The organism is Streptomyces sp. NPDC001927 (genome assembly GCF_053594455.1).
This window is the reverse complement of the sequence record NZ_JBSFEN010000018.1, coordinates 70,049-89,814: the sequence shown is the minus strand read 5'-3', so window position 1 is coordinate 89,814 and position 19,766 is coordinate 70,049. Positions and strand designations below refer to the sequence as shown.

Here is a 19,766-nt window from a genome sequence, read left to right as displayed (position 1 = left end):
GGCCGCCCCCTCCACCCCCCCCCCAACCCCCCCCGCCAGCCCCCCGGCGACGCCCCCCCCCGCCCCCCCCCCGAGCCGCGCCACCGCGCCGACCCCGAGCGCGGTGGCGTCGGGCAACGCCGACACTTCGACGGGGAGTTGGAGGAGATCCGCCTGCGTCTGCATCAGGAGCGCGGAGCGGGTGAGGCCGCCGTCCACGCGCAAGGAGGTGAGCGGTCGGCCGAGGTCGGCCGCGGCCGCGCCCGCCAGCTCCACGACCTGCGCGGCGATCCCCTCGCAGAGCGCCCTGACCAGGTGTCCGGCGGTCGTGTCCAGGCCGAGCCCGTGCAGGGAGCCGCGGACGTCGCCCCGCCACCAGGGCGCGGCGAGGCCCGCCAGGGCCGGGACGAAGGTGACCCCGCCGCTGTCGGGCACCGTCCCGCCCACCGCGTCGAGCTCCCCGGCGCCGGACAGCACGCCGAGGTCGGTCAGCCACCGCACGGCGGAGGCGGCCGTGTACACCTGCCCGTCCAGGCAGTAGCTCGTACGGCCCCGGAGCCGCCAGGCCACACAGCTCACCAGGCCCGAGTCGCCGCGCCGCGGCGCGGAACCCGTCTGGGCGAGCAGGAACGCCCCTGTGCCATAAGTGCACTTGGCCGTGCCCGGGTCGGTGACGCTCTGGGCGAGGAGGGCCGCCTGCTGGTCCACGAGCAGCCCGGTCAGCGGGATCGGCCGGCCGAACGCCGTCGTCGTGCCGACGTGCGTGTCCGCGTCGACCACGTGGGGCAGCCGTTCGGCGCCCAGTCCGTACACGTCGAGGGCGGGCGCGGACCAGGAGACCGAGTCCAGGTCGAGGAGCCCGGTCCGGCCCGCCGTCGCGGCGTCGGTGACGAACGCGCCCGTCAGCCGGTGCACCAGCCAGGCGTCGCTCGTGGTGACCACGCCCGCCCCGGTGAGCCGACGGCGGATCCAGGCCATCTTGGGAGCGGCGAAATAGGGATCGAGCGGAAGTCCCGTCCACTGCCTCAACTCATCGGCGTGGTCCGACAGTTCGGTGCAGAGGTCGTCGGCCCTGCGGTCCTGCCAGACGAGCGCGTCGGTGAGCGGTTCGCCCGTCGCGGGATCCCATGCGAGAACGGTCTCGCCCTGGTTGGCCAGGCCCACGGCCGCGACCGGGGTGTCCGCCTCGGCGAGCGCGGCCCGGCCTGCGGTGACGACGGAGTCGTACAGCTGCGCCGGATCGACTTCGACCAGGCCACCGGGCAGGTAGCGGGGCCGTACGGGCGCGGAGCCGGTCCCGATGACGCCCCGCTCGGGGCAGACGACGAGCGCCTTGGTCCCCGACGTTCCCTGGTCGACGGCGAGCACCGGACCCGTCATCACTCGTCCTCCTGCCCTCGAAGGGGTAGCGGGCCTTGATCGCGGAACCGGCAAGACTGGTGCACGCGCCGCGTCCCGTCAAGTGGGTCGGAGCCCGTCTGTCGGCTCGCCGCCACGTGTGTGATGCATGGTCATATTCGTTCTGTGGCCAGATAGTTACGGTCGGATTCGAAAGATGATCGCGATCATCCGGTGAAGCCTATAGTGATCGCCGATCACCGCCGGTCATCGCCGATCACCGGCCGCTACGCCCGCCGGGACACCGACGGGGACCCCATCGGAGCACCCGACGGGCCCGCCCCCACCGACCGAGGAGCCATGTCACCCACCGCACGTCCCGTTCCGTGATGGCAGGGCACGACTTCCGGCCCGTCTACCATCCGGCGGGCCACGACCACGCCCTGCGGCACGCGGTCCAGGACCTGCGGACCGGCCGCTGGGTGTCGACGGCCCGATTACTCGACGAGACACCCGGCTGGGCCGACTGGACGCGGCGCACCCAGGTGCTCGCCACCGTCGCCGCCGGCGGCGATGTCGTCCAGACCTGGCGGACCGAGCAGCCGGACAGCGTTCCCGCGCTCGTCCTGCACGCGCGCGTGGCCGTCGAGCGGGCCGTACGCGCCCACCGGAGCGGCCACGCCCGCACCCGCGAACTGTGGCAGGAGGCCTGGACCGCCTGCCGCCGCTCCGCCGAAAGCGCGCCCGCCGACCCCGTCCCCTGGATCTGCCTGCTCGCCCTCGCCGCCCTCGACGACCGGCAGCGCATGCCGGAGCACCGGCTGTCCCCGCCCGCGCCGCTCCTCCCGCCCGGCCCCTGGGGTCTCCTCGCCGAGGCCGAGCGGCGCGACCCGCAGAACCGCGAGGCGCACCACCGCATGCTCCAGTTCCTCTACCTCCGGCGCGCCGGCTCGTTCTCCGAAGCCGTCAACTACGCTCAGTGGGCCGCCGGTTCTGCCCCCACCGGATCCGCTCTGCACGCCCTGCCGCTGTACGTCCGCGTGGAGCGCTACCGGCGGGAGCACGGCCACACGCACGCCCTCGACCTGCACTGGGTCGCCGAGGACGCCGTCCGTGACGCCCACCAGGCCCTGCACTCCTGGTTCCTCTTCTGCGCCACCGACGAGGCCTCCCTCCTCGACCTCAACCACCTCGCCCACGCACTCTTCGGCGCCCAGCGGTTCGCGGACGCCGCCCGTGTCTTCGAGGCCCTCGGGCCGTACCACACGGTGCTGCCCTGGGCGTACCGCACCGACCGCCCCGACGACCGGGCCCTCGCCACCGAGTTCTTCGTGCGCGCCCGCGCCCGCTGTCTCGACCCCTGACCCCCGCTCCGCCCTCTTCCCCCCACCCTGGAGGTACCGGCATGTCCCGCACCGCCCCCGTCGACGAGACACTCAGGCCCCCCGCGGGCGGCCAGGACGACGAGGCCCGGCTGAGAGAGCTCGGCTACCAGCCCGTCCTGGCCCGTCGCATGGGCGGCTTCGGCAACTTCGCCATCAGCTTCTCCGTGATCTCGATCCTCTCCGGGTGCATGACGCTCTACGGATTCGGCCTCGGCACCGGCGGCCCCGCCGTCATGCTGTGGGGCTGGGCGGGCGTCGGGCTCTTCGTGCTCTGCGTCGGCCTCGCGCTCGCCGAGGTCACCAGCGCCTATCCGACCTCCGGCGCGCTCTACTACATGGCCGACCGCCTGGGCGGCCGCCGCTGGGGTTGGTACACCGGCTGGCTCAACCTGCTCGGCCTGCTCGGCGCGATCGCCGGCATCGACTACGGCGCCGCCCTGTTCACCGGAGCCTTCCTCAACCTCCAGTGGGGCATCGTGCCCACCGCCGGCTCGACCTTCCTGATCTTCCTCGCCATCCTGCTCCTGCACGCCGTCCTCAACCTCTTCGGCGTACGGCTCGTCAGCGTGCTCAACTCGATCAGCGTCTGGTGGCACCTTGCGGGCGTGGCCGTGATCGTCGGCGCGCTCGCGTTCATCCCCGACCGCCACCAGTCCGCCGAGTTCGTCTTCACCGAGTTCGTCAACGACACCGGCTGGGCCAACCCGTTCTACGTCGCCGCCGTCGGCCTGCTCCTCGCCCAGTACACGTTCTCCGGCTACGACGCCTCAGCCCATCTCTCCGAGGAGACCTCCAACGCCTCGGTCAGCGCCGCCAAGGGCATCGTGCGCGCCATCTGGGTCTCGTGGATCGCCGGATTCGCCCTGCTCGCCGGACTGACCTTCGCGATCCAGGACTACGAGGGCACCCAGAACAGCGCCACGGGCGTACCGCCGGCGCAGATCCTCCTCGACGCGCTCGGTTCCGGCGCCGCCACCGCGCTGCTGCTCGTGGTGATCGTGGCCCAGCTCTTCTGCGGCAACGCCGAGGTGGCCGCCGCCAGCCGGATGGTCTTCGCCTTCAGCCGCGACAACGCCCTCCCCGGCTCGGCCCTCTGGCGGAAGGTCAGCAGCCGGACGCAGACCCCGGTGCCCGCGGTCTGGCTCGCCGTCGGCGTCGCCGCCCTCCTCGCCGTCCCGTCCCTCTACTCCGCCACCGCCTACGGCGCAGTCACCGCTATCAACGTCATCGGCATCACGCCCGCCTACGCGATCCCCATCTACCTGCGCCTGCGCGCGGGGAAGCGGTTCACCCCGGGGCCGTGGAACCTGGGTCGCTGGAGTCGCCCGATCGGCTGGATCGCCGTGGGCTGGGTCGCGCTCGTCACCGTGCTCTTCTGCCTCCCCCAGAAGGCGCCGGTGACGATCGACTCGATGAACTACGCGGTCATCGCGCTCGCTGTCGTCCTCGTCCTCGCCAGCGTGTGGTGGTACGTGGCGCGACGCTCGTACGGCACGCCGTCGGCGTACGGAACGGCGCGTGAGGAGGCGGAGATCGAGGAGGGCATCGTCTGACGATCCGCAGGGGCAGATTGACGGATTCGAGGGCTCGGACATCGGATCCGCGGGCTCAGATAGCGGATCCCAGAGCTCAGACATCGGATATTGGATCCATGATCCTGGATATTGGATCCGATCTCGCCCGCGTCAGCCGCTGAACTCGTAGGTCCAGGAGACCCCTTGCGCCGCGCAGTCGATGTCCGTGATCTCCAGCGCGTGCCCGTGCTGGTCGCACACCACCCGGTGGACGGCCAGCCGGGGCGCCCCGCCCCCGACGCCCGTCGCGCCGCCCGGCGGCACGCCGATCGACTCCCGGCGGGTGAGCCGGAGTCCGGCCTGGTGCATCCAGTGGTAGAGCAGCCGCATGTCCGGGTGGAGGACGGAGCCCCGGGTCCGTCGGTACTTGGCGAGCTGCGGGATCTCGCTCAGCGCGGCCCGCGAGAACCAGGACACCGATCGCTGCATCGGTGTCCCGCCGGGGGAGAGGACGACATGGCGGTGGACGAGGGTCGGCTCGCCGGGGACGAGCCCGAGCCGTGTCACCAGTCCGGCCGGCGGCGCCTCCCAGGTGAGCGAGGTGCGTACGAGGGCGTCGGCTGCCTCCGTACCGCCGGGGAAGAGTTGCCGACGGACCGTCAGGGCGGGTTCGCCCGGCTCGTGTCCGGTGCCCGCGGCGAAGGTTCCGCGCCGGTCAGTGACGACGAGCCGTTCCTCGCGCAGCAGTTGGAGCGCGCTGCGGACGGTCTGCCGGTTGACGTGGTAGCGGTGGGCGAGGGAGCGCTCGGACGGGAGCCGGCTGCCGGGCGCGATGTGCCGGCCGGCGAGGTCCTCTCGCAGAGCCGCGGCGACTCTCAGGTAGAGCGGGACCGCCGCCAGGTGTTCGGGTTCCGGTGCGGGTGCGGCTTCGGTCATGGTGATGCAACCCCTCTCTTTGCTCAGCGTGACAGTCTGGTCCGCAGGGGTGATCAATTCCTATCATTGGTCTAAACCATTAAGGAAGGGGTGGCGAAAGGGAGTGGCCGAAAGCCGGGGCGTCTCGGAGTGCGGACAGCGCCGTCTGACCTTGTAATGAAGTCTCAACCGGACGTGGCGGCGGAAGAGGCGGGTGAGGCCGGATGACGACACCGGCGGAGCGGGCCGAGGCGGGGAGGGCGGCCCGCAAGAGGGTGCCGCGGTCTTCACACGGCCGCTGGATACCGTCCTCGCAGCGCCTCGACCCCTTGCGCGTCCTGGAGCGGCAGTCCGTCGACCGGGTGCCCGAACTGGTGCCGATCCGGTACGGGAGGATGGCCGTCTCGCCGTTCGCGTTCCTGCGCGGCGCGGCCGCCGTCATGGCCGCCGACCTCGCCCCGCAACGGCACACCGGACTCCTCGTCCAGCTCTGCGGCGACGCCCATCTGCTCAACTTCGGCGTCTACGCCTCACCCGAACGGGCGCTCCTCTTCGATGTGAATGATTTCGACGAGACGCTGCCCGGCCCCTTCGAGTGGGACGTCAAGCGGCTCGCCGCCAGCGTGGCCGTCGCCGCGCTCCAGAACGGCTCCAGCAAGGCCAAGGCCCACCAGGCCGCCCTCGTCGTCGGCGAGGCGTACCGCGAGTCCATGCGCCGCCTCGCCGGCCTCGGTGAACTCGCCGTGTGGTACGAGCGGATCGACGCCGACGACCTGGCCCCGCTGGTGCGCCGGAACCGCCGCGCCACGTTCGAGAACCGTCTCGCCAAGGCCCGCCGCCGTACGAGCCTCCAGGCCTTCGGCAAGCTCACGGCCTTGGACGAGAAGGGCAACCGGCACATCGTCGACGACCCCCCGCTCCTCGAACGGGCCACCGACATCGACCGGGTCACCCTCGGCAAGATCTACAGCGACTACCGCAGCTCGCTCTCCGAAGAGCGCCGGCTCCTCCTGGACCGCTTCCACTACGTGGACGCCGCCCGCAAGGTCGTCGGCGTCGGCAGCGTCGGCACCCGCTGCTTCATCCTCCTCCTGGAGGGCCGCGACGACAGCGACCCGCTGTTCCTCCAGATCAAGGAGGCGGGCCGCTCCGTCCTTGAGGCGCATCTGCCGCCGACCGTGTACGGGCACCAGGGGCAGCGGGTCGTCCGCGGCCAGCGCCTGACCCAGGCTGCCAGCGACATCTTCCTCGGCTGGATGACAGGACCGGAGAAACGCCACTTCTATTGGCGCCAGTTGCGCGACATGAAGGGCTCGGCCGAGGTGGAGGCCATGTCCCCGGCGATGCTCCGCGCCTACGCGGGCCTCTGCGGCCGTACCTTGGCCCGCGCCCACGCCCGCTCCGGCGACCGCATCGCCATCGCCGCCTACCTCGGCACCTCCGACGTGTTCGACCGCGCCATCGCCGACTTCGCGATCAGCTACACGGACCAGAACGCCGACGACTACGCGGCCCTCGGCGCGGCGATCGCCGCGGGCGTGATCACGGCAGCGCCGGGCGTCTGACACCCGCCCGGCGCCGCCGCGCCGCCACCACCCCTCGCGCCCGACTACGCCTCGCGCCGCATCGGCGGCTCGGCCGGGGTCTTCGGCACCGGGCCGAAGAGCACCTGCCGGGCGACCGCCGGGGCGAACAGAGCGGTCATCGGCTCCTTCAGGGTCAGCACCGAGCGGAACGCGGCGCCCACGACCGGGTCCCCTCCGTACCGCTCCTGGAGCCGACGCAGGTACCAGCCCACCGGCCGGTCCACCGCGCGCGCGGCGAGGTCGTTCCCCGTCGCACCCGGCATCTTGCGGTCCGCCCCTGCCGCGATGTCCCAGGCCTGCTTGGAGGTGTCGAGCAGCGCCTTCTGCACGGTCCGCGTGGTCGGGGTCCGTCGCGGGTCGGCGAGCACGCGTCGCAGGGTCACCGCGCTCATCGCGGCCACGGCCATGCCCTGTCCGTAGATGGGGTTGAAGGCGCAGAGCGCGTCGCCGACGGCGAGGAAGCCGGCCGGCCTGCGGCCCGGACGGTCGTACCGGCGGCGGACGTTGGCCGTCTGCCGGAATCCGTGCACCGGCGACTCGGGTGTCGCCTTCGCGATCCACTCGCTCAGGACGGGGTGCGGTAGTTTGGCCGCGAACGCCTCGAAGCCCTCCTCGTCGGTGGGCGGCAGATCGTTGCGCAGTCCGGAGAAGGTGACCAGGTGGAGCCCGTCCCCGACGGGCAGCGCCACACCGCCGTACACCTGCTCGGGGTTGGGGACGATGTTGAAGCCCGCGGCGTCCATGCCGGGGTCGGCCGGCCCGCGGTACATCCGGGTCGCGTAGCCGAGACCGGTGTCGATCGTCTCCTCGTGCGGCGCCTCCGCGCCGATCGACGCGAGCCAGTCAGGGGCGTGCGTGCCGCGCCCCGAGGCGTCGACCACCAGGTCCGCCTCCAGGAGGCGGCTCTCGCGCTCCTTGCCCGCGCCGCGCTCACGCAGCCGCACGCCCCGCACGCGCGAGGCGTCACCGAGGAAACCGATGGTCTCCGTGCCCTCGACGAGCTCGATCCGCGGATCGGCGAGGACCCGGCGGCGCACCAGCCACTCGAGCTGGGCGCGCGGCCCGGTGTAGAGGTGGGTGGTGGACGGAAGGCGGCTGAACCAGCGTCCGTTCTGCCACTGCACCATGTCCGAGGGCATTCCCACCCTCGGGGCGCCGAGGTCGCGCAGTTCGCCCATGAAGCCGGGGAGCAGCTCGTCGAGCGCCTCCTGCCCCGAGTCGAGCAGTACGTGCACGTGGCGCGACTGGGGGACGCCCGGCCGTGCTTCGGGTCCCGCCGGGAAGCGGTCGCGCTCGACGACCGTCACCCGTTCCGCGTGTTCGCTGAGTACGCGTGCCGCCAGCAGGCCCGCGAGACTGCCCCCGATGACCACCGCGTGACGTGTCTCGCGGTGCCCCAACTCGTCGGTCATCCCCGCCCCTTCAACGAAGTGTGGTCTACGGCGATCCAGTATCCACCGTCTCCCGGGGCACATCACGTGCGCCGAGCCGCAAGTGCTCGATGTGGTACACGGCTTCGTCGAGGAGTTGGGCGACGTGGTTGTCGTACAGGCTGTACTCGATCCGGCGGCCCTGCCGTACGCCGGTCACCAGGCCCAGCGCGCGGAGCAGGCGCAGCTGGTGGGAGACGGCGGACTGTTCCATCTCGACGGCGGAGGCCAGTTCGGTCACTCCGCAGGGCCCCTGCCGCAGCCGGGTGAGGATCATCAGCCGCGAGGGCGTCGCGAGGGCCTGGAGGGTGGCGGCGATGGTGGCCGCGGACTCCGCGTCCAGGTGGGTTGCCGGGGTCGTCCCGCCGTTCGCTCCGTGTCCCATGGGCTCATCGTAGTCGCGGCCGTGAATCAGAGGCGTGGCGTGAAACTCATGAATGAAGACCTCTTCATGTATTCCGCTATGGTGGGCGCGTCAGCCGCCCCGTCGGCCGACCCCGTCACCGCCCCGCCCTGCCCGACGATCGAAGAGGTGCCCGCCCATGGCTTCCCCGGTGCTCGACGCGCGGACCGCCGCTTCCCCCGACAGGGCCGCGTCCTCCCAGCGCCGCACGCGCGCGTGGGCCCTGCCCGAGGTCCGCTGGGCCGCGCTGTCCGCGCTCGCCTTCCTCCTCGCCCTGCCCCTCGACCTGGCCGGAGCCCCCGCCTGGGCCTGGGGCCCGCTCTACGCGGTCTGCTACGCAGCCGGAGGCTGGGAACCCGGCCGGGAGGGCCTCGCGGCCCTGCGGGAGAGGACCCTCGACGTCGACCTGCTCATGGTGGTCGCCGCCCTCGGCGCCGCCGCGATCGGCCAGTACCTCGACGGCGGCCTCCTGATCGTCATCTTCGCCGTCTCCGGCGCCCTGGAGGCGCTCGCCACCCGCCGCACCGCCGACTCCGTGCGCGGACTGCTCGACCTCGCACCCGCGCGGGCGGTACGCCTCACGGCCGCCGGGACCGAGGAGCCGGTGGACGTCGCCGACCTGCGGATCGGCGACACCGTCCTCGTACGGCCGGGGGAGCGGCTGCCCGCCGACGGGACCGTGCTCGACGGCGCGAGCGACGTCGACCAGGCGGGCATCACCGGGGAGCCGCTGCCCGCGCCCAAGGCGCCCGGCGACGAGGTCTTCGCCTCCACCCTCAACGGCACGGGCGCGCTGCGCGTACGGGTCGACAAGGACGCGGCCGACTCCGTCGTCGCCCGGATCGTCGCCCTGGTCGAGGAGGCGAGCGCCACCAAGGCGCCCACCCAGCTCTTCGTCGAGAGGATCGAACAGCGCTACTCCGTCGGCGTCGTCGTCGCCACCCTCGCGCTCTTCGGGATCCCCCTCGCCCTCGGCGCCGAGCTCACCCCCACCCTGCTGCGCGCCATGACGTTCATGATCGTGGCCTCGCCCTGCGCGGTCGTCCTCGCCACCATGCCGCCGCTGCTCTCCGCCATCGCCACGGCAGGCCGGCACGGCGTCCTCGTCAAGTCCGCCGTGGTCATGGAGCGGCTGGGCGCGGTCGACCGGGTCGCGCTCGACAAGACCGGCACCCTGACCGAGGGCGCGCCGCGCGTCACCGGTTTCGACGGCGACGAGGAAGCGCTCGCCCTCGCCGCCGCGGCCGAACTGCCCAGCGAACACCCGCTGGCCCGCGCCGTGGTGGCCGCCGCACGCGCGCGTGGGCTGCGCGTGCCCGAGGCGAGCGACTTCGCCTCGATCCCGGGCGACGGCGTGCGGGCCACGGTCGAGGGGCGGGAGGTACGGGTGCGCCGGGCGGCGGGCGAGCACGCCGACACCGCCGTCGAGGTCCTCGTCGACGGCACCCGCGTCGCGGTCCTCGGCCTCGCCGACCGGCTCCGCGACGGCGCCCCCGAGGCGGTCGCCGCCCTGACCCGCCTCACCGGCGTCACCCCCACCCTCCTGACCGGCGACAACGCGGGCGCGGCCGCCCGGATCGCCGAGGAGACCGGCATCACCGACGTGCGGTCCGGGCTGCTGCCCGAGGACAAGGTCGCCGTCGTACGGGAGTGGGAGCGGACCGGCGCCCGGGTCCTCGTGGTCGGGGACGGCGTCAACGACGCCCCCGCCCTGGCCGCCGCCCACAGCGGCATCGCCATGGGCCGGGCCGGCTCCGACCTGGCCCTGGAGACCGCCGACGCCGTCGTCGTACGCGACGAACTGGCCGCCGTCCCCGCCGTCGTGGCCCTCTCCCGCCGCGCCCGCCGTCTCGTCGTCCAGAACCTGGTGATCGCGGGCACCTGCATCGGGGCCCTCGTCGTCTGGGACCTGGCGGGCCACCTGCCGCTCCCGCTCGGCGTGGCCGGACACGAGGGATCGACGGTCCTGGTGGGGCTCAACGGCCTGCGGCTGCTGCGCGACGCGGCCTGGCGGAAGGCGGCCGGCGAGGAGCGGCTCGGAGGGAGGGTGCCCCGGTGATGACGCCCGCTGCGATTGCTAGCCTTGAGCGGCCTCGTTCAACGACCCCGGGAGTGCGTGTGGCTGAGGGACCTGCTCCGGACCTGGTGGGCACGGTGCGGCGGATCGACGGGCTGCTGGAGCGCATCGGCCTGAACCGCGGTGACGTCCTGCGGGTGCAGGGCGACGGTGGGCTCTCGTACGCCTCCGGAGTGCCGGTGGTGGAAGTCGAGAAGCTGCTGCGGGGCGAACCGCTCGACCCGGCCGGGTCAGGGACCGGCGCGGACGCGGTCGAGGCACGCCACCGCCGCGTGCTCGAACGTATCCTCTTCCTGCGCGCGACCCGCATGAGGACGTCCGATTCGGGCATCAGACGGCCCCACTCGCTCGCGGAGATCGCCACCGCCGTCGGGACCAGCGCGCAGTGGCTCGACAAGATGATCAAGACCGGCAAGGTGCCGAACCTCGACCACGCCGCCGGGATCGCGGCGTTCTTCGGGGAGAAGATCGAGTTCCTGGTCGCCGAACCCGCCGAGGCCCTGGACCGCGTCCTCCAGCAGATCCACAAGGACCTGTTGGAACGGACCGTGGAGCGCCAGGACCAGGACCTCCAGCGGCTGCGCAGCGGGGTGCCCGCGGGCGGGGTGGACCCCGAGCTCGGCGTCGTCGCCTTCGCGGCCCGCGCCCTCGTCGACGTACCGGACGACACCGCCCAGCCGCTGATCGCGCTGATCGAATCCGTCGCCCGGCGCTCCCGCGAGGAGCGCGCACGGGAGACCCGCGCAGCCCTTGAACCAGGGGTGGGGCACAATGGCGTCGGTTGACCACGGCTGACCGAAACCGTGGCTGACCAGCGGTAATGCACAACGAACGACGCGCGGGGGGCTGTGCGTCGGGATCGATCGAGGGGGCACCGGTGCTGGTTTCGCGTGAGATGAAGCGCCATCGTGACGCGCTCTGCGCGGGCCTGGGGGAGCCGCCCGCGGCAGGACCGGTGGAGCTGCTGAACGCCATCTGCGCGAGCGCGGCGAAACTCAGGGGCGGCGAAGTCCGCCTGATGCTGGAGGAGTTCCCGCCGGAGACGGTGACCGGACTCTGGTTGGACATGGGCGACTACGACCTCATCGCCCTGGAGGCGAACACCTCACCCCTGCATCAGATCGTCATCCTCGGGCACGAGTTGTGGCACCTCAAGGAAGGACACAGCGGTCACGGCGGCGCCGCCGGCACGATGGCCGCGGCGCGCATGCTGGGTGACCGTTGGAGCCTGAGCGACGCCGTCAGACACGTCGCGGCCCGTACGGAGCCGGACCTCGCGGAGGAGCGCCGCGCCGAGACGTTCGGCCGGATGCTCGCCGGCAAGGTCAGGCCCTACCTGGAGGGCGGGCAGGGCACGAGACAAGCCGCGGGTGTCACCGGCCGCATCTGGGCGTCACTCAAGGGCTGAGGATTCGTCGGAACGTGAACCTCTACATACCCGTCGCGGCACTCGTCCTCGTCCTGGTCGTCAAGTTTCCCTCCCTGGTGAAGCACTGGCGCAACCCTGTCGTCCGCAGCGCCAACGCCACGATCTTCCTGCAGGCCGCGGCGTTCTTCTTCTCCGCACCGCCCACGATCGTGGCCGTCAACGAGATGACCGGCGTCAGCAACTTCTCCGTGGTGCTCGTCTACTGCCTGCTCTGCGCGTACGCGTGTGCCTGCCTGGTCCTTCTGGAGAACTGGCGGGAGGACACGCGGTCGAAGCCCTGCACCCACCGCAGGGTCCGGTTCTACATCGCGAGCCATGTCGTCGTCGCGATTCTTCTCGTCGGCCTCTTCGCCCTGGGCGACGCACCGGTGGAACGGACGCGGGCCTTCGAGACCTACTACGCCACCACCCCCTTCATCCGCGAGATGATGCTGCTCTGCCTCATCACGAGCACGACGACGGCCGTCCTGGCGGCCGCCACGTGCTGGAACTGGGCGCGGGACATCCACTGGGGCGGCCGCGAATGGCGGACGGTGACGGGCGCCTCGCTGCGCCTCGGGCTGAGCTTCCTCGGTGCCGGGTTCCTGACCAACCTCACGTACGGGGTGGCGAATTTCGTCGCGATCGTCGTCGTCTGGCAAGGCCGCGACGGCACACCGATCAACCGCGTGGGCGTGTCCTTCGCCGCCCTCGGATCCCTCCTCGTGGCCCTCGGATTCCTGATCCCGGTCGTCGGACCCTGGCTCGCGGAGCGGGTGATCGGACCCCTGAGGACCCTCCGGGCCCTCGGCCCGCTGTGGCGCGCCGTCAGATGCCCCGCCGATCGTCGGACCAGGGTGCGGCTCACCACTCCGTGGTACGCGGGCCCCGGCCGGCGCCTCACGGACCGCATGACCGACATCCACGACCGGACGCTGGAGCTTCTGGCGTACTGCTCGCAGGAGGTGCGCGCCGACGCCTGCGCCCGGGCCCGCGCCGGCGGGGCGACCGAGGCCGAGAGCGTCGCGACCGCCTTGGCCGCCATGTTCAAGGCGGCGGCCGCCGCCCGCGCCCTCGGCGAGCCCGCCGACAAGGAGGAGGCCGCGGCGGCGGCCCGGGCGCTGCGCGCCGCCGAAGCCGAACACCGCGACCTCCTGGTGGGCGTCTCCCGCGCGATGTCCGCGGTGCCTGCCGTGTCCCCCGCTCCCTCCGCATCCGTGGGTACCCCCGTAACTCCGGATACGGAGGCATCCTCCGTGTCCCCCGTCGGGGGTGGGCCGTAGCGCGGCCCACCCCCTCGTCGGAAGGTCAGGGACGGGCCCACTTGGTGTTGGCGCCGCCGTTGCACTGCCACAGGCCGAGCCCGGAGCCGTTGGCCGTGGCCTGGCCCCAGACGTTCATGCACTGGCCGGGGTTGAGCACGGCGGTGATGGTGGAGTCGGCGTTGACGTTCCACTTCTGCTCGTCGGTGCCGTCGCACGGCGTGACCGAGACGCGGGCCCCCTGGTTCGCGCCCTTGTCGGCGGTCAGGCACTTGTCGCCGCCGACGCGCAGCTCCTTGGCCGGCGTGGCGTCCCACCGCTGGTTCTCACCACCCCAGCAGTCCCAGATCATCGCGCCGGTGGCGCCGTTCCAGTCCAGGCAGCGGCCGGACTGCGCGCCGATCAGCGTGGAGTTGACCCAGCGGATGCCGCCGTCGCTCGCGTGGACGACGAGGGAGTTGCCGTCGAGGGAGGTGTACGCGCCGGCGCCGTTCCAGGTCTGGGTGGCCCAGAGGTTTCCGCCCTTGCCCTGGCCGCCGTCGGCCTTGTAGAGGACCAGGTTGCCGTCGTTCTGCATGTGCAGGTACGAGCGCCAGTTCCAGGTGTACTTGCCCCAGAGCTCGCGGCCGGTGACCGCGTCGCGGACGAGGGCGTTGCCCTGGATGTCCATCATCAGCACGGTCTGGCCGTTGGTGAGCCAGCTACCGGGCATCAGCTTCGCGCCGGAGGCGAGCTTGTCACCGCGAGGGTAGGTGTCGGAGTGCCACAGGTGGCCGCCCCGTCCCCAGCCGCCGTCCTTGGTGTAGACGACGAGATTGGCGTCGGACTGCAGCTCCACGCGGGCGCCGGCGTTGTTGTGCGTACCGGAGCGCCACAGCGCGGTGGACGGGTCGGTCTCCTTGCCGTCCTTCTTGTAGACGACGAAGTTGCCGTCGGCCTGCATCTTGGCGAAGGCACCCGGGTTGCCGCCGGTGCCGGAGATCCACAGGGCGCCGCCCTCGTTCTCGCCGCCGGTGCGGTGGTACAGGACCAGGTCGCCGTTGGTCTGCATGATGAGCTTGGCGTGCTGGGACGAGACCGTCTCGCCGGGCTGCAGCGTGTCCCCCGCCCTGAGGATGAAGGGGCTCTGCTTGACGGTCTCGATCCAGGAGGCGAGGCCGTCGGTGCGGGCCGCGATGGCACCGGTGCGGGTCTCGGTGCTGGGCGCGCCGAAGCAACCACCCTGCCAGGAGCGGCTGTTGATGCCGAGCAGGTTGCCGGCTCCGTCGAGGACCGGGCCGCCGGTGTCGCCCTTGCACAGCACGTCGGTGCCGTTGGTGGAGTCGAGCGCCAGGTCCGCGGCGGTCGTGCTCTTGACGGTGAAGCCGGCCTTGTGGATCTTGTCCGGTACCCACTCGGTCTTGGTGCGGCCGAAGCCGGCCGCCGAGACCTGGGCACCGACCGCGGGGACCGCCGAGGCGAGCTTGACCGGCGTGACACCCTTGGCCGGGCGGTTCAGGCGGGCGAGGACCAGGTCGCGGTCCGTGCGCGGCGCCAGTTCGGTGACGGTGAGGACCGTGCCGCCGCTCAGGGTGGCGGTGGTCTTGCGTGCGGGCTTGCCGGCGGGCACCGCCTCACCGGGGCGCTCGGCGAAACAGCTGGCGGCGGTGGCCAGCCAGAGCTCGTCCACCAGGGTGGCGGAACAGCCCCGGTTCTCGGGCCACTCGCCCACCGAGAGCTGAACGGTGTGGGTGAGCGAGCCCGCCGCTGCGGGCGTGCCCGCGGCGGCCTGCGCCGTGCCGGCGGTGAGGCCCGTGAGCGTGAGCGGGGCGGCGAGGAGAGCCGCGCCGAGGGCGACTCCGAGGGAGGGTCTTGCGGGGTTCGGACGCTTCATTTCACTTCCTGGAAGCAAGGGCTGGGAGCGTGGAGGGCATGCGCGCGGCGCCGGCCGGGGCCGACTCCCGTGCGGGGGCGCCTACTTGCTGGCGCGGATCTCCATGAGCATGAAGTCGCGGGCCTGCGGGTCGACGCTCTCGCCGACCGGGGTCCACGTGTTCTTCTTGATGTCGTAGGACTTCTCCTCGGTGCCGACGGTCATGTCGACCTCGGCCGAGTAGTTGTTGCCCTTGATCGAGAAGACGGCCGGGAGCTCCAGGGCCAGATAGCCCTGGTTTCCGGTGATCTTGAAGCAGAACCGCTCCTCGTCCTGGCGCGTCCAGACCTCCATCAGGTCGGGGGCGCTGCCGCAGTCGGCGAGGAGGATGTGGCCGTCCCCGCGCTTGAGGGTGATCTTCCTCTCGGCGAGGATCTTGTCGGCGTTGGGGTAGCCGAAGTCCTCGACGGCGTAGCCCGGTTCCTCCTCGGCGACGGCCTTCATCGCCACGGCGTCCGTGGCGTTCGCGTCGGAGGAGCCGGCGCCGGAGCCGCCGGTGATCCCCACCCATGCCAGGGCGCCGGCGACCAGTGCCGTGGCCACTGTGCGGACAAGTGTCCTGCGTGCCTTCATCTCTGTCCCAGTAGTCGGTTCCGGGTGTGATCCGGAAGAGGTGTGCCAAAAGGCGTGAAGGCTTGTGTCCAGCCAATGAGAGATGCGTCAAAGACGGGTCGTCTCTTCGTGGAAGCCCCCAACTTCGCCCCGGATACTAACCGATGGAATGGCGCGTAAATCAAGCCCCGAAAAACGGGAGTGACACTCCGTCAACGCCTTCCGTGCCCGGGTGGGAGCGGGGATAGGGGGGAGCGAAGCGGCCTCCTCAAGTGACCTGCATCACGGCCTCGGGTCGAGTTGGTGTGACGAAAAGGTACAGGCTGTGGGGGTCACGACCGATTTGGGCAGCGCGTTCGCGCCACCAGGGCCACAGTTCAAGCCGCAGGGGATAAACGGAAGTTGATTTCTCATCAACTGCCGTCTAGCTAACGTCGATCGGGCCGCGTATGGTCATGCCGCGCGCCGCCGGACCTCGTCACGCCAGTCATGTGCCGGCGGACAAAAGCGCGCCTCATTCTTGCTGTCCTGGCTCGGACCGCACTGCTTTGCGGCGTGCCAGGCGTCGAAAGCGAAGGATCGTTTTGGACACCACCTATTGGAGTAGGCGGCGCGTTCTCGGCGCGATCGCCGCCACCACGGCCGTCGTCACCACGTCGAGCCTCGTGCTCAACCCCGTTGCCGCCTGGGCCGACACACCGCCGGCCGGCGGCGACGACGACGGCGACCCGTTCCTGCTGCCCGACACCGAGCGGGCGAAGGTCGTCAGAGAGTGGATTCTCGGCGGCAGAGCCGTCCGGGCCGCCGCGGCGGCCGCACTGACCGGCTCCGACGCCGATGTGCGGAACTTCCTCGACGTCAGGCTCGCCCTCGAGACGGCGGAGGACAACCGCGTCGCCCTGATGAGCGGCCTCGCCGTCGGCGGAAAGGGCACGCGACGCGAGGCCACCGCCGCGATCAACGGCGGCAACGCCGCCATCTCCGCGTACCTCGCGGGCGGCTTCAGGGCCGGCATCCTGGAAGACCTCCGGGTGGCCACGGCCACCGTGATGGGCCAGGGCGGCAAGGGCGTGAACCGGGCCGGCAACACGGCCCTCAACGACGGCTCCCAGGCGGCGCTCGAAGCGTTCCTGAGCCAAGGCCAGTACACCGCGCGGCTCCAGGACATGCGCGTCGAAGTCTCCAAGATGCTGGTGCAGGCGGGGCCGGAGGTGCAGAAGTACGCCGACCGGGCCCTGTCCGGCACCGAGGGAGACGTCGAGTGGTTCCTCGAGACCGGCCAGCACATCGCCCGCGCCCGCGACCAGGAGCGCGCGACCATCGAAGAGCTCGTCGCCGTCGTCGAACGCGAGGGCAAGAAGGCCGACGCGAAGACGAAGGAGGCCGAAGAGGCATCCGCCCGTGCCGTGGCAGCGGCGGAGAAGGCCAAGGAGGCCGCGGAGAAGGCCGCCGCCGAGGCCCAGGCCGCCCAGGACGACGTGGCGAAGGCCGGCAAGGCGGCCCGCAAGGCCGGCGAGGCCGCGAAGGGCGCCGCCGACTCCGCCCGCGTCGCGATCAACGCCTCCCACGCCGCCGTCCAGGCCTCCCGCCGCGCCTCGTACGCCGCCGCGGCCGCGAGCCAGGCGGCGGCGACCGCGGGCTCCGCGGCCGCCCAGGCGTACCGAGCCGCCATCGCCGCCTCCAAGGACGCGAACCAGTCGGGCCTCGCCAAGGACGCGGCCGTCGCCGCCCGGAACGCCGCGGCCCGGGCCCGCAGCGCGGCGGAGGCCGCCACCCACGCCGCCTCCGCCTCGGAGGCATCGGCCGACGCCGGTGCCGCCGCCGCCTCCGCGGCGCGCAACGCCACCGCGGCCGCGAACGCCTCGTCGGCCGCCGCCGCGGCTTCCGGAGCGGCGCAGGCGGAGGCCGCCGAGGCCAAGCGCCAGGCGCAGATCGCCAGCGCCAACGCCACGATCGCCACCAACGCGGCGGGTACGGCACAGGCCCTTGCCAAGGCGGCAGCGGCCGCCGCACGCGCCGCGCGCGACGCCGCCAACAGCGCGGCCGACCACGCGGAGAAGGCCGCCGTCGCCGCCGAATGGGCCGCGCAGTACGCGGGTCAGGCGGTGGAGTACGCCAACAAGTCCACCGAGTTCGCCAACGAGGCCACACTGGCCGCGAACACGGCGACCGAGGCCGTCCTCAAGGCGGTCGAGGTGGAGAAGGCCGCGCGCGAGGCCGAGTGGCAGCGGCTGGACGAGGACACGCAGCGGGCGCTCGAGGAAGTGCGTCTGCTCGGGGAGATCGAGGCCAGGGAGCGGGCCGAGATCGAACGGAAGCGGACCCAGGCGGAGCAGACCGCCCAGGCCACGAAGGACCTCATCGCCCGGGCCGAGTCGGCCCTCGCGGCGGGGGACGCCCCGGGCGCCACCACCCTCGGCCGCCAGGCCGCCCTCGCCATGATGGAGGCCAAGGGCGCCTGGTCCCTGGAGGCGGCACGGTTCGCCCTGGCCGGCACCGAGTCCGAGATCCACGCCTGGATCGAGGTCGACCGGCAGATCGCCCAGCGCCAGGACGACCGCGAGAACGCCCTCTTCATCGCGCGGACCTCCAACCCGGACGTCGCCTTCGCCGCGACCGCGGCGCTGGAGAGCACGGCAGCGGACGCCGTGGCGAAGTTCCTCGGCACCGGCGCCGTCCAGGCCGCCGCCATGGACAACCGCGTCGCGGTCAACCGCGTGCTGGCCGAGAAGCCCGGCCGTGCGGTGACGGACGCGGCCAACGCGGCCCTGAACGCCGGAACCCCGCAGGCGCTCTACGAGTTCCTCACCGTCGGCCTGGAGAAGGCGCTGCGGCAGGACGACGCGGTGGCGACCGCGGCCCTCCTCCAGACCGGAGGCCGGTACACCAAGGCGCACGCCCAGGTCGCGATGGAGGGCCCGGCGTGGATGCGCCGCACCTTCATCGCGTCGATGCAGTACGAGTCCGCACAGCTCGACTACGACTCCGACACCCACATCGCCGCCATGCAGGGCGCGATCGCGGCGGCCGCGAAGATCGCCCACAAGGCGCAGGAGGACGCCGGCCGCGCCCAGGAGGCGGCGGCGTACGCCCGCAAGGCGGCCGCCGAGGCGGTGCAGTGGGCGGAGAAGGCGCGGCTGTCGGCAGAGAAGGCCGCCGAATCCGCGCAGCAGGCGAACAACCTGGCGAAGGACGCGGAGACGTCGGCCGCGAACGCGCGGCAGTCCGCGGACCAGGCGCTGAGCGCGGCCGCCAACGCCCGTATCGCCGCACGTTCGGCCAACTTCTCGGCCACGCGTGCCATGGAGTCGGCGCGCAGCGCCATCGCCTCCGCCAACTCCGCGCAGGCCTCCGCGGCCAACGCCCGCGCGGCGGAGTGGCAGGCCAACCAGAACCGGGACACCGCGGCCGCCGCCGCCAGCGATGCCCGCCGCATCGAGGGGGAGAAGTTCCGGGCCGAGGCCGCCGCGAAGGCCAGGCTGGCGGCCGAAGAGGCGCAGGCGGCCAAGCAGTCCGGCAAGAACCAGTGCGACGTCGCCGACTACGACACCGTCAAGAGCGGACCGGAGCCGGGCAGCGCGAAGTGGTGGGCCAACTACACCCACCAGGCCGCCGTCGTCGCCGGGTTCGCGGGCGTCGGGGTGGGCCTCGTCGGCATCGGCGTCGGCCTGTTCTTCCCTCCGGCCGGCGCCGTCATCGTCGCGGCGGGCTTCGGGATCGGGGTCGGTGCGGCGATCCTCGACGCGACCAGCGCGGTGTTCTACGGGGTCGGCTACGGCTGGAACAGCAAGGAGTTCAAGAAGCAGGCCGCGATCGCGGGCCTGAGCGCCCTCTTCCTGGGCCAGTCCCGGTGGATCAGCACCGGCGCCCACGCGGCGAAGAAGGGCGCGCACGCCCTCCAGGAGCTGTCGTCGGTCGCGCAGGAGGCCGTGTCGCCGATCGTCAGCTGGCTGAGCGGAAAGAAGAAGAAGCACTGACGCGCTAGCCCGCACGCAGGGGAAGGCG

At 72.3% G+C, this 19,766-nt stretch carries 14 protein-coding genes; 8 read left to right on the top strand and 6 right to left on the bottom strand.

Annotated elements, in window-relative coordinates; all coding sequences use genetic code 11:
• Positions 1-1,359: FGGY family carbohydrate kinase (locus ACWCO8_RS36325; RefSeq protein WP_451035792.1), on the bottom strand; the 1,359-nt coding region annotated here is incomplete at its 3' end.
• Between the two features lie 347 nt (positions 1,360-1,706).
• On the opposite strand from ACWCO8_RS36325, the gene ACWCO8_RS36320 reads away from it, so the two are divergent.
• Both ACWCO8_RS36320 and ACWCO8_RS36315 read left to right on the top strand, forming a co-directional pair.
• Positions 1,707-2,681 carry a hypothetical protein gene (locus ACWCO8_RS36320; RefSeq protein ID WP_451035791.1) on the top strand — a complete coding sequence of 325 codons (975 nt, stop codon included), beginning with the start codon at positions 1,707-1,709 and terminating at the stop codon, positions 2,679-2,681.
• A 41-nt stretch (positions 2,682-2,722) separates the two neighbouring features.
• On the top strand, positions 2,723-4,255 hold the full coding sequence (locus ACWCO8_RS36315; protein ID WP_451035790.1) for an amino acid permease: 1,533 nt from the start codon (positions 2,723-2,725) through the stop codon (positions 4,253-4,255).
• 132 nt (positions 4,256-4,387) lie between these two features.
• On the opposite strand, the gene ACWCO8_RS36310 is transcribed toward ACWCO8_RS36315, so the two are convergent.
• Positions 4,388-5,152: a GntR family transcriptional regulator gene (locus ACWCO8_RS36310; RefSeq protein ID WP_451035789.1), complete on the bottom strand. Its 765-nt coding sequence runs from the start codon at positions 5,150-5,152 to the stop codon at positions 4,388-4,390.
• A 203-nt stretch (positions 5,153-5,355) separates the two neighbouring features.
• Here ACWCO8_RS36310 and ACWCO8_RS36305 point away from each other — a divergent pair, with 203 nt between their 5' ends.
• Positions 5,356-6,696, top strand: coding sequence for a DUF2252 domain-containing protein (locus ACWCO8_RS36305; RefSeq protein WP_451035788.1), 1,341 nt, complete (start codon positions 5,356-5,358; stop codon positions 6,694-6,696).
• Between the two features lie 44 nt (positions 6,697-6,740).
• Here ACWCO8_RS36305 and ACWCO8_RS36300 read toward each other — a convergent pair whose 3' ends face one another.
• Both ACWCO8_RS36300 and ACWCO8_RS36295 read right to left on the bottom strand, forming a co-directional pair.
• Complete coding sequence (locus tag ACWCO8_RS36300) at positions 6,741-8,129, bottom strand: FAD-dependent oxidoreductase (RefSeq protein WP_451035787.1); 1,389 nt, start codon at positions 8,127-8,129, stop codon at positions 6,741-6,743.
• Between the two features lie 25 nt (positions 8,130-8,154).
• Positions 8,155-8,532: an ArsR/SmtB family transcription factor gene (locus tag ACWCO8_RS36295; protein WP_392087527.1), complete on the bottom strand. Its 378-nt coding sequence runs from the start codon at positions 8,530-8,532 to the stop codon at positions 8,155-8,157.
• A gap of 157 nt (positions 8,533-8,689) precedes the next feature.
• Between ACWCO8_RS36295 and ACWCO8_RS36290 the strand changes: the two genes are divergently transcribed.
• From ACWCO8_RS36290 to ACWCO8_RS36275, 4 genes are all read left to right on the top strand, one after another.
• The gene (locus ACWCO8_RS36290; RefSeq protein ID WP_451035786.1) at positions 8,690-10,609 is read left to right on the top strand and encodes a heavy metal translocating P-type ATPase; all 1,920 of its coding nucleotides are present in this window, start codon (positions 8,690-8,692) and stop codon (positions 10,607-10,609) included.
• 59 nt (positions 10,610-10,668) lie between these two features.
• Positions 10,669-11,412, top strand: a complete 744-nt coding sequence (locus ACWCO8_RS36285; protein WP_451035785.1) for a hypothetical protein — start codon at positions 10,669-10,671, stop codon at positions 11,410-11,412.
• A gap of 92 nt (positions 11,413-11,504) precedes the next feature.
• Positions 11,505-12,035: a toxin-antitoxin system, toxin component gene (locus tag ACWCO8_RS36280; RefSeq protein WP_451035784.1), complete on the top strand. Its 531-nt coding sequence runs from the start codon at positions 11,505-11,507 to the stop codon at positions 12,033-12,035.
• Positions 12,036-12,049: 14 nt separating this feature from the next.
• Positions 12,050-13,318, top strand: a complete 1,269-nt coding sequence (locus ACWCO8_RS36275; RefSeq protein WP_451035783.1) for an MAB_1171c family putative transporter — start codon at positions 12,050-12,052, stop codon at positions 13,316-13,318.
• A 25-nt stretch (positions 13,319-13,343) separates the two neighbouring features.
• Here ACWCO8_RS36275 and ACWCO8_RS36270 read toward each other — a convergent pair whose 3' ends face one another.
• On the bottom strand, positions 13,344-15,170 hold the full coding sequence (locus ACWCO8_RS36270) for a trypsin-like serine protease (RefSeq protein ID WP_451035782.1): 1,827 nt from the start codon (positions 15,168-15,170) through the stop codon (positions 13,344-13,346).
• Between the two features lie 81 nt (positions 15,171-15,251).
• Positions 15,252-15,782 carry a hypothetical protein gene (locus ACWCO8_RS36265; protein WP_451035781.1) on the bottom strand — a complete coding sequence of 177 codons (531 nt, stop codon included), beginning with the start codon at positions 15,780-15,782 and terminating at the stop codon, positions 15,252-15,254.
• Between the two features lie 563 nt (positions 15,783-16,345).
• Between ACWCO8_RS36265 and ACWCO8_RS36260 the strand changes: the two genes are divergently transcribed.
• Entirely contained in the window at positions 16,346-19,738 is a 3,393-nt protein-coding gene (locus tag ACWCO8_RS36260; RefSeq protein ID WP_451035780.1) for a hypothetical protein, read from the top strand.
• The last annotated feature ends 28 nt before the right edge of the window (positions 19,739-19,766 follow it).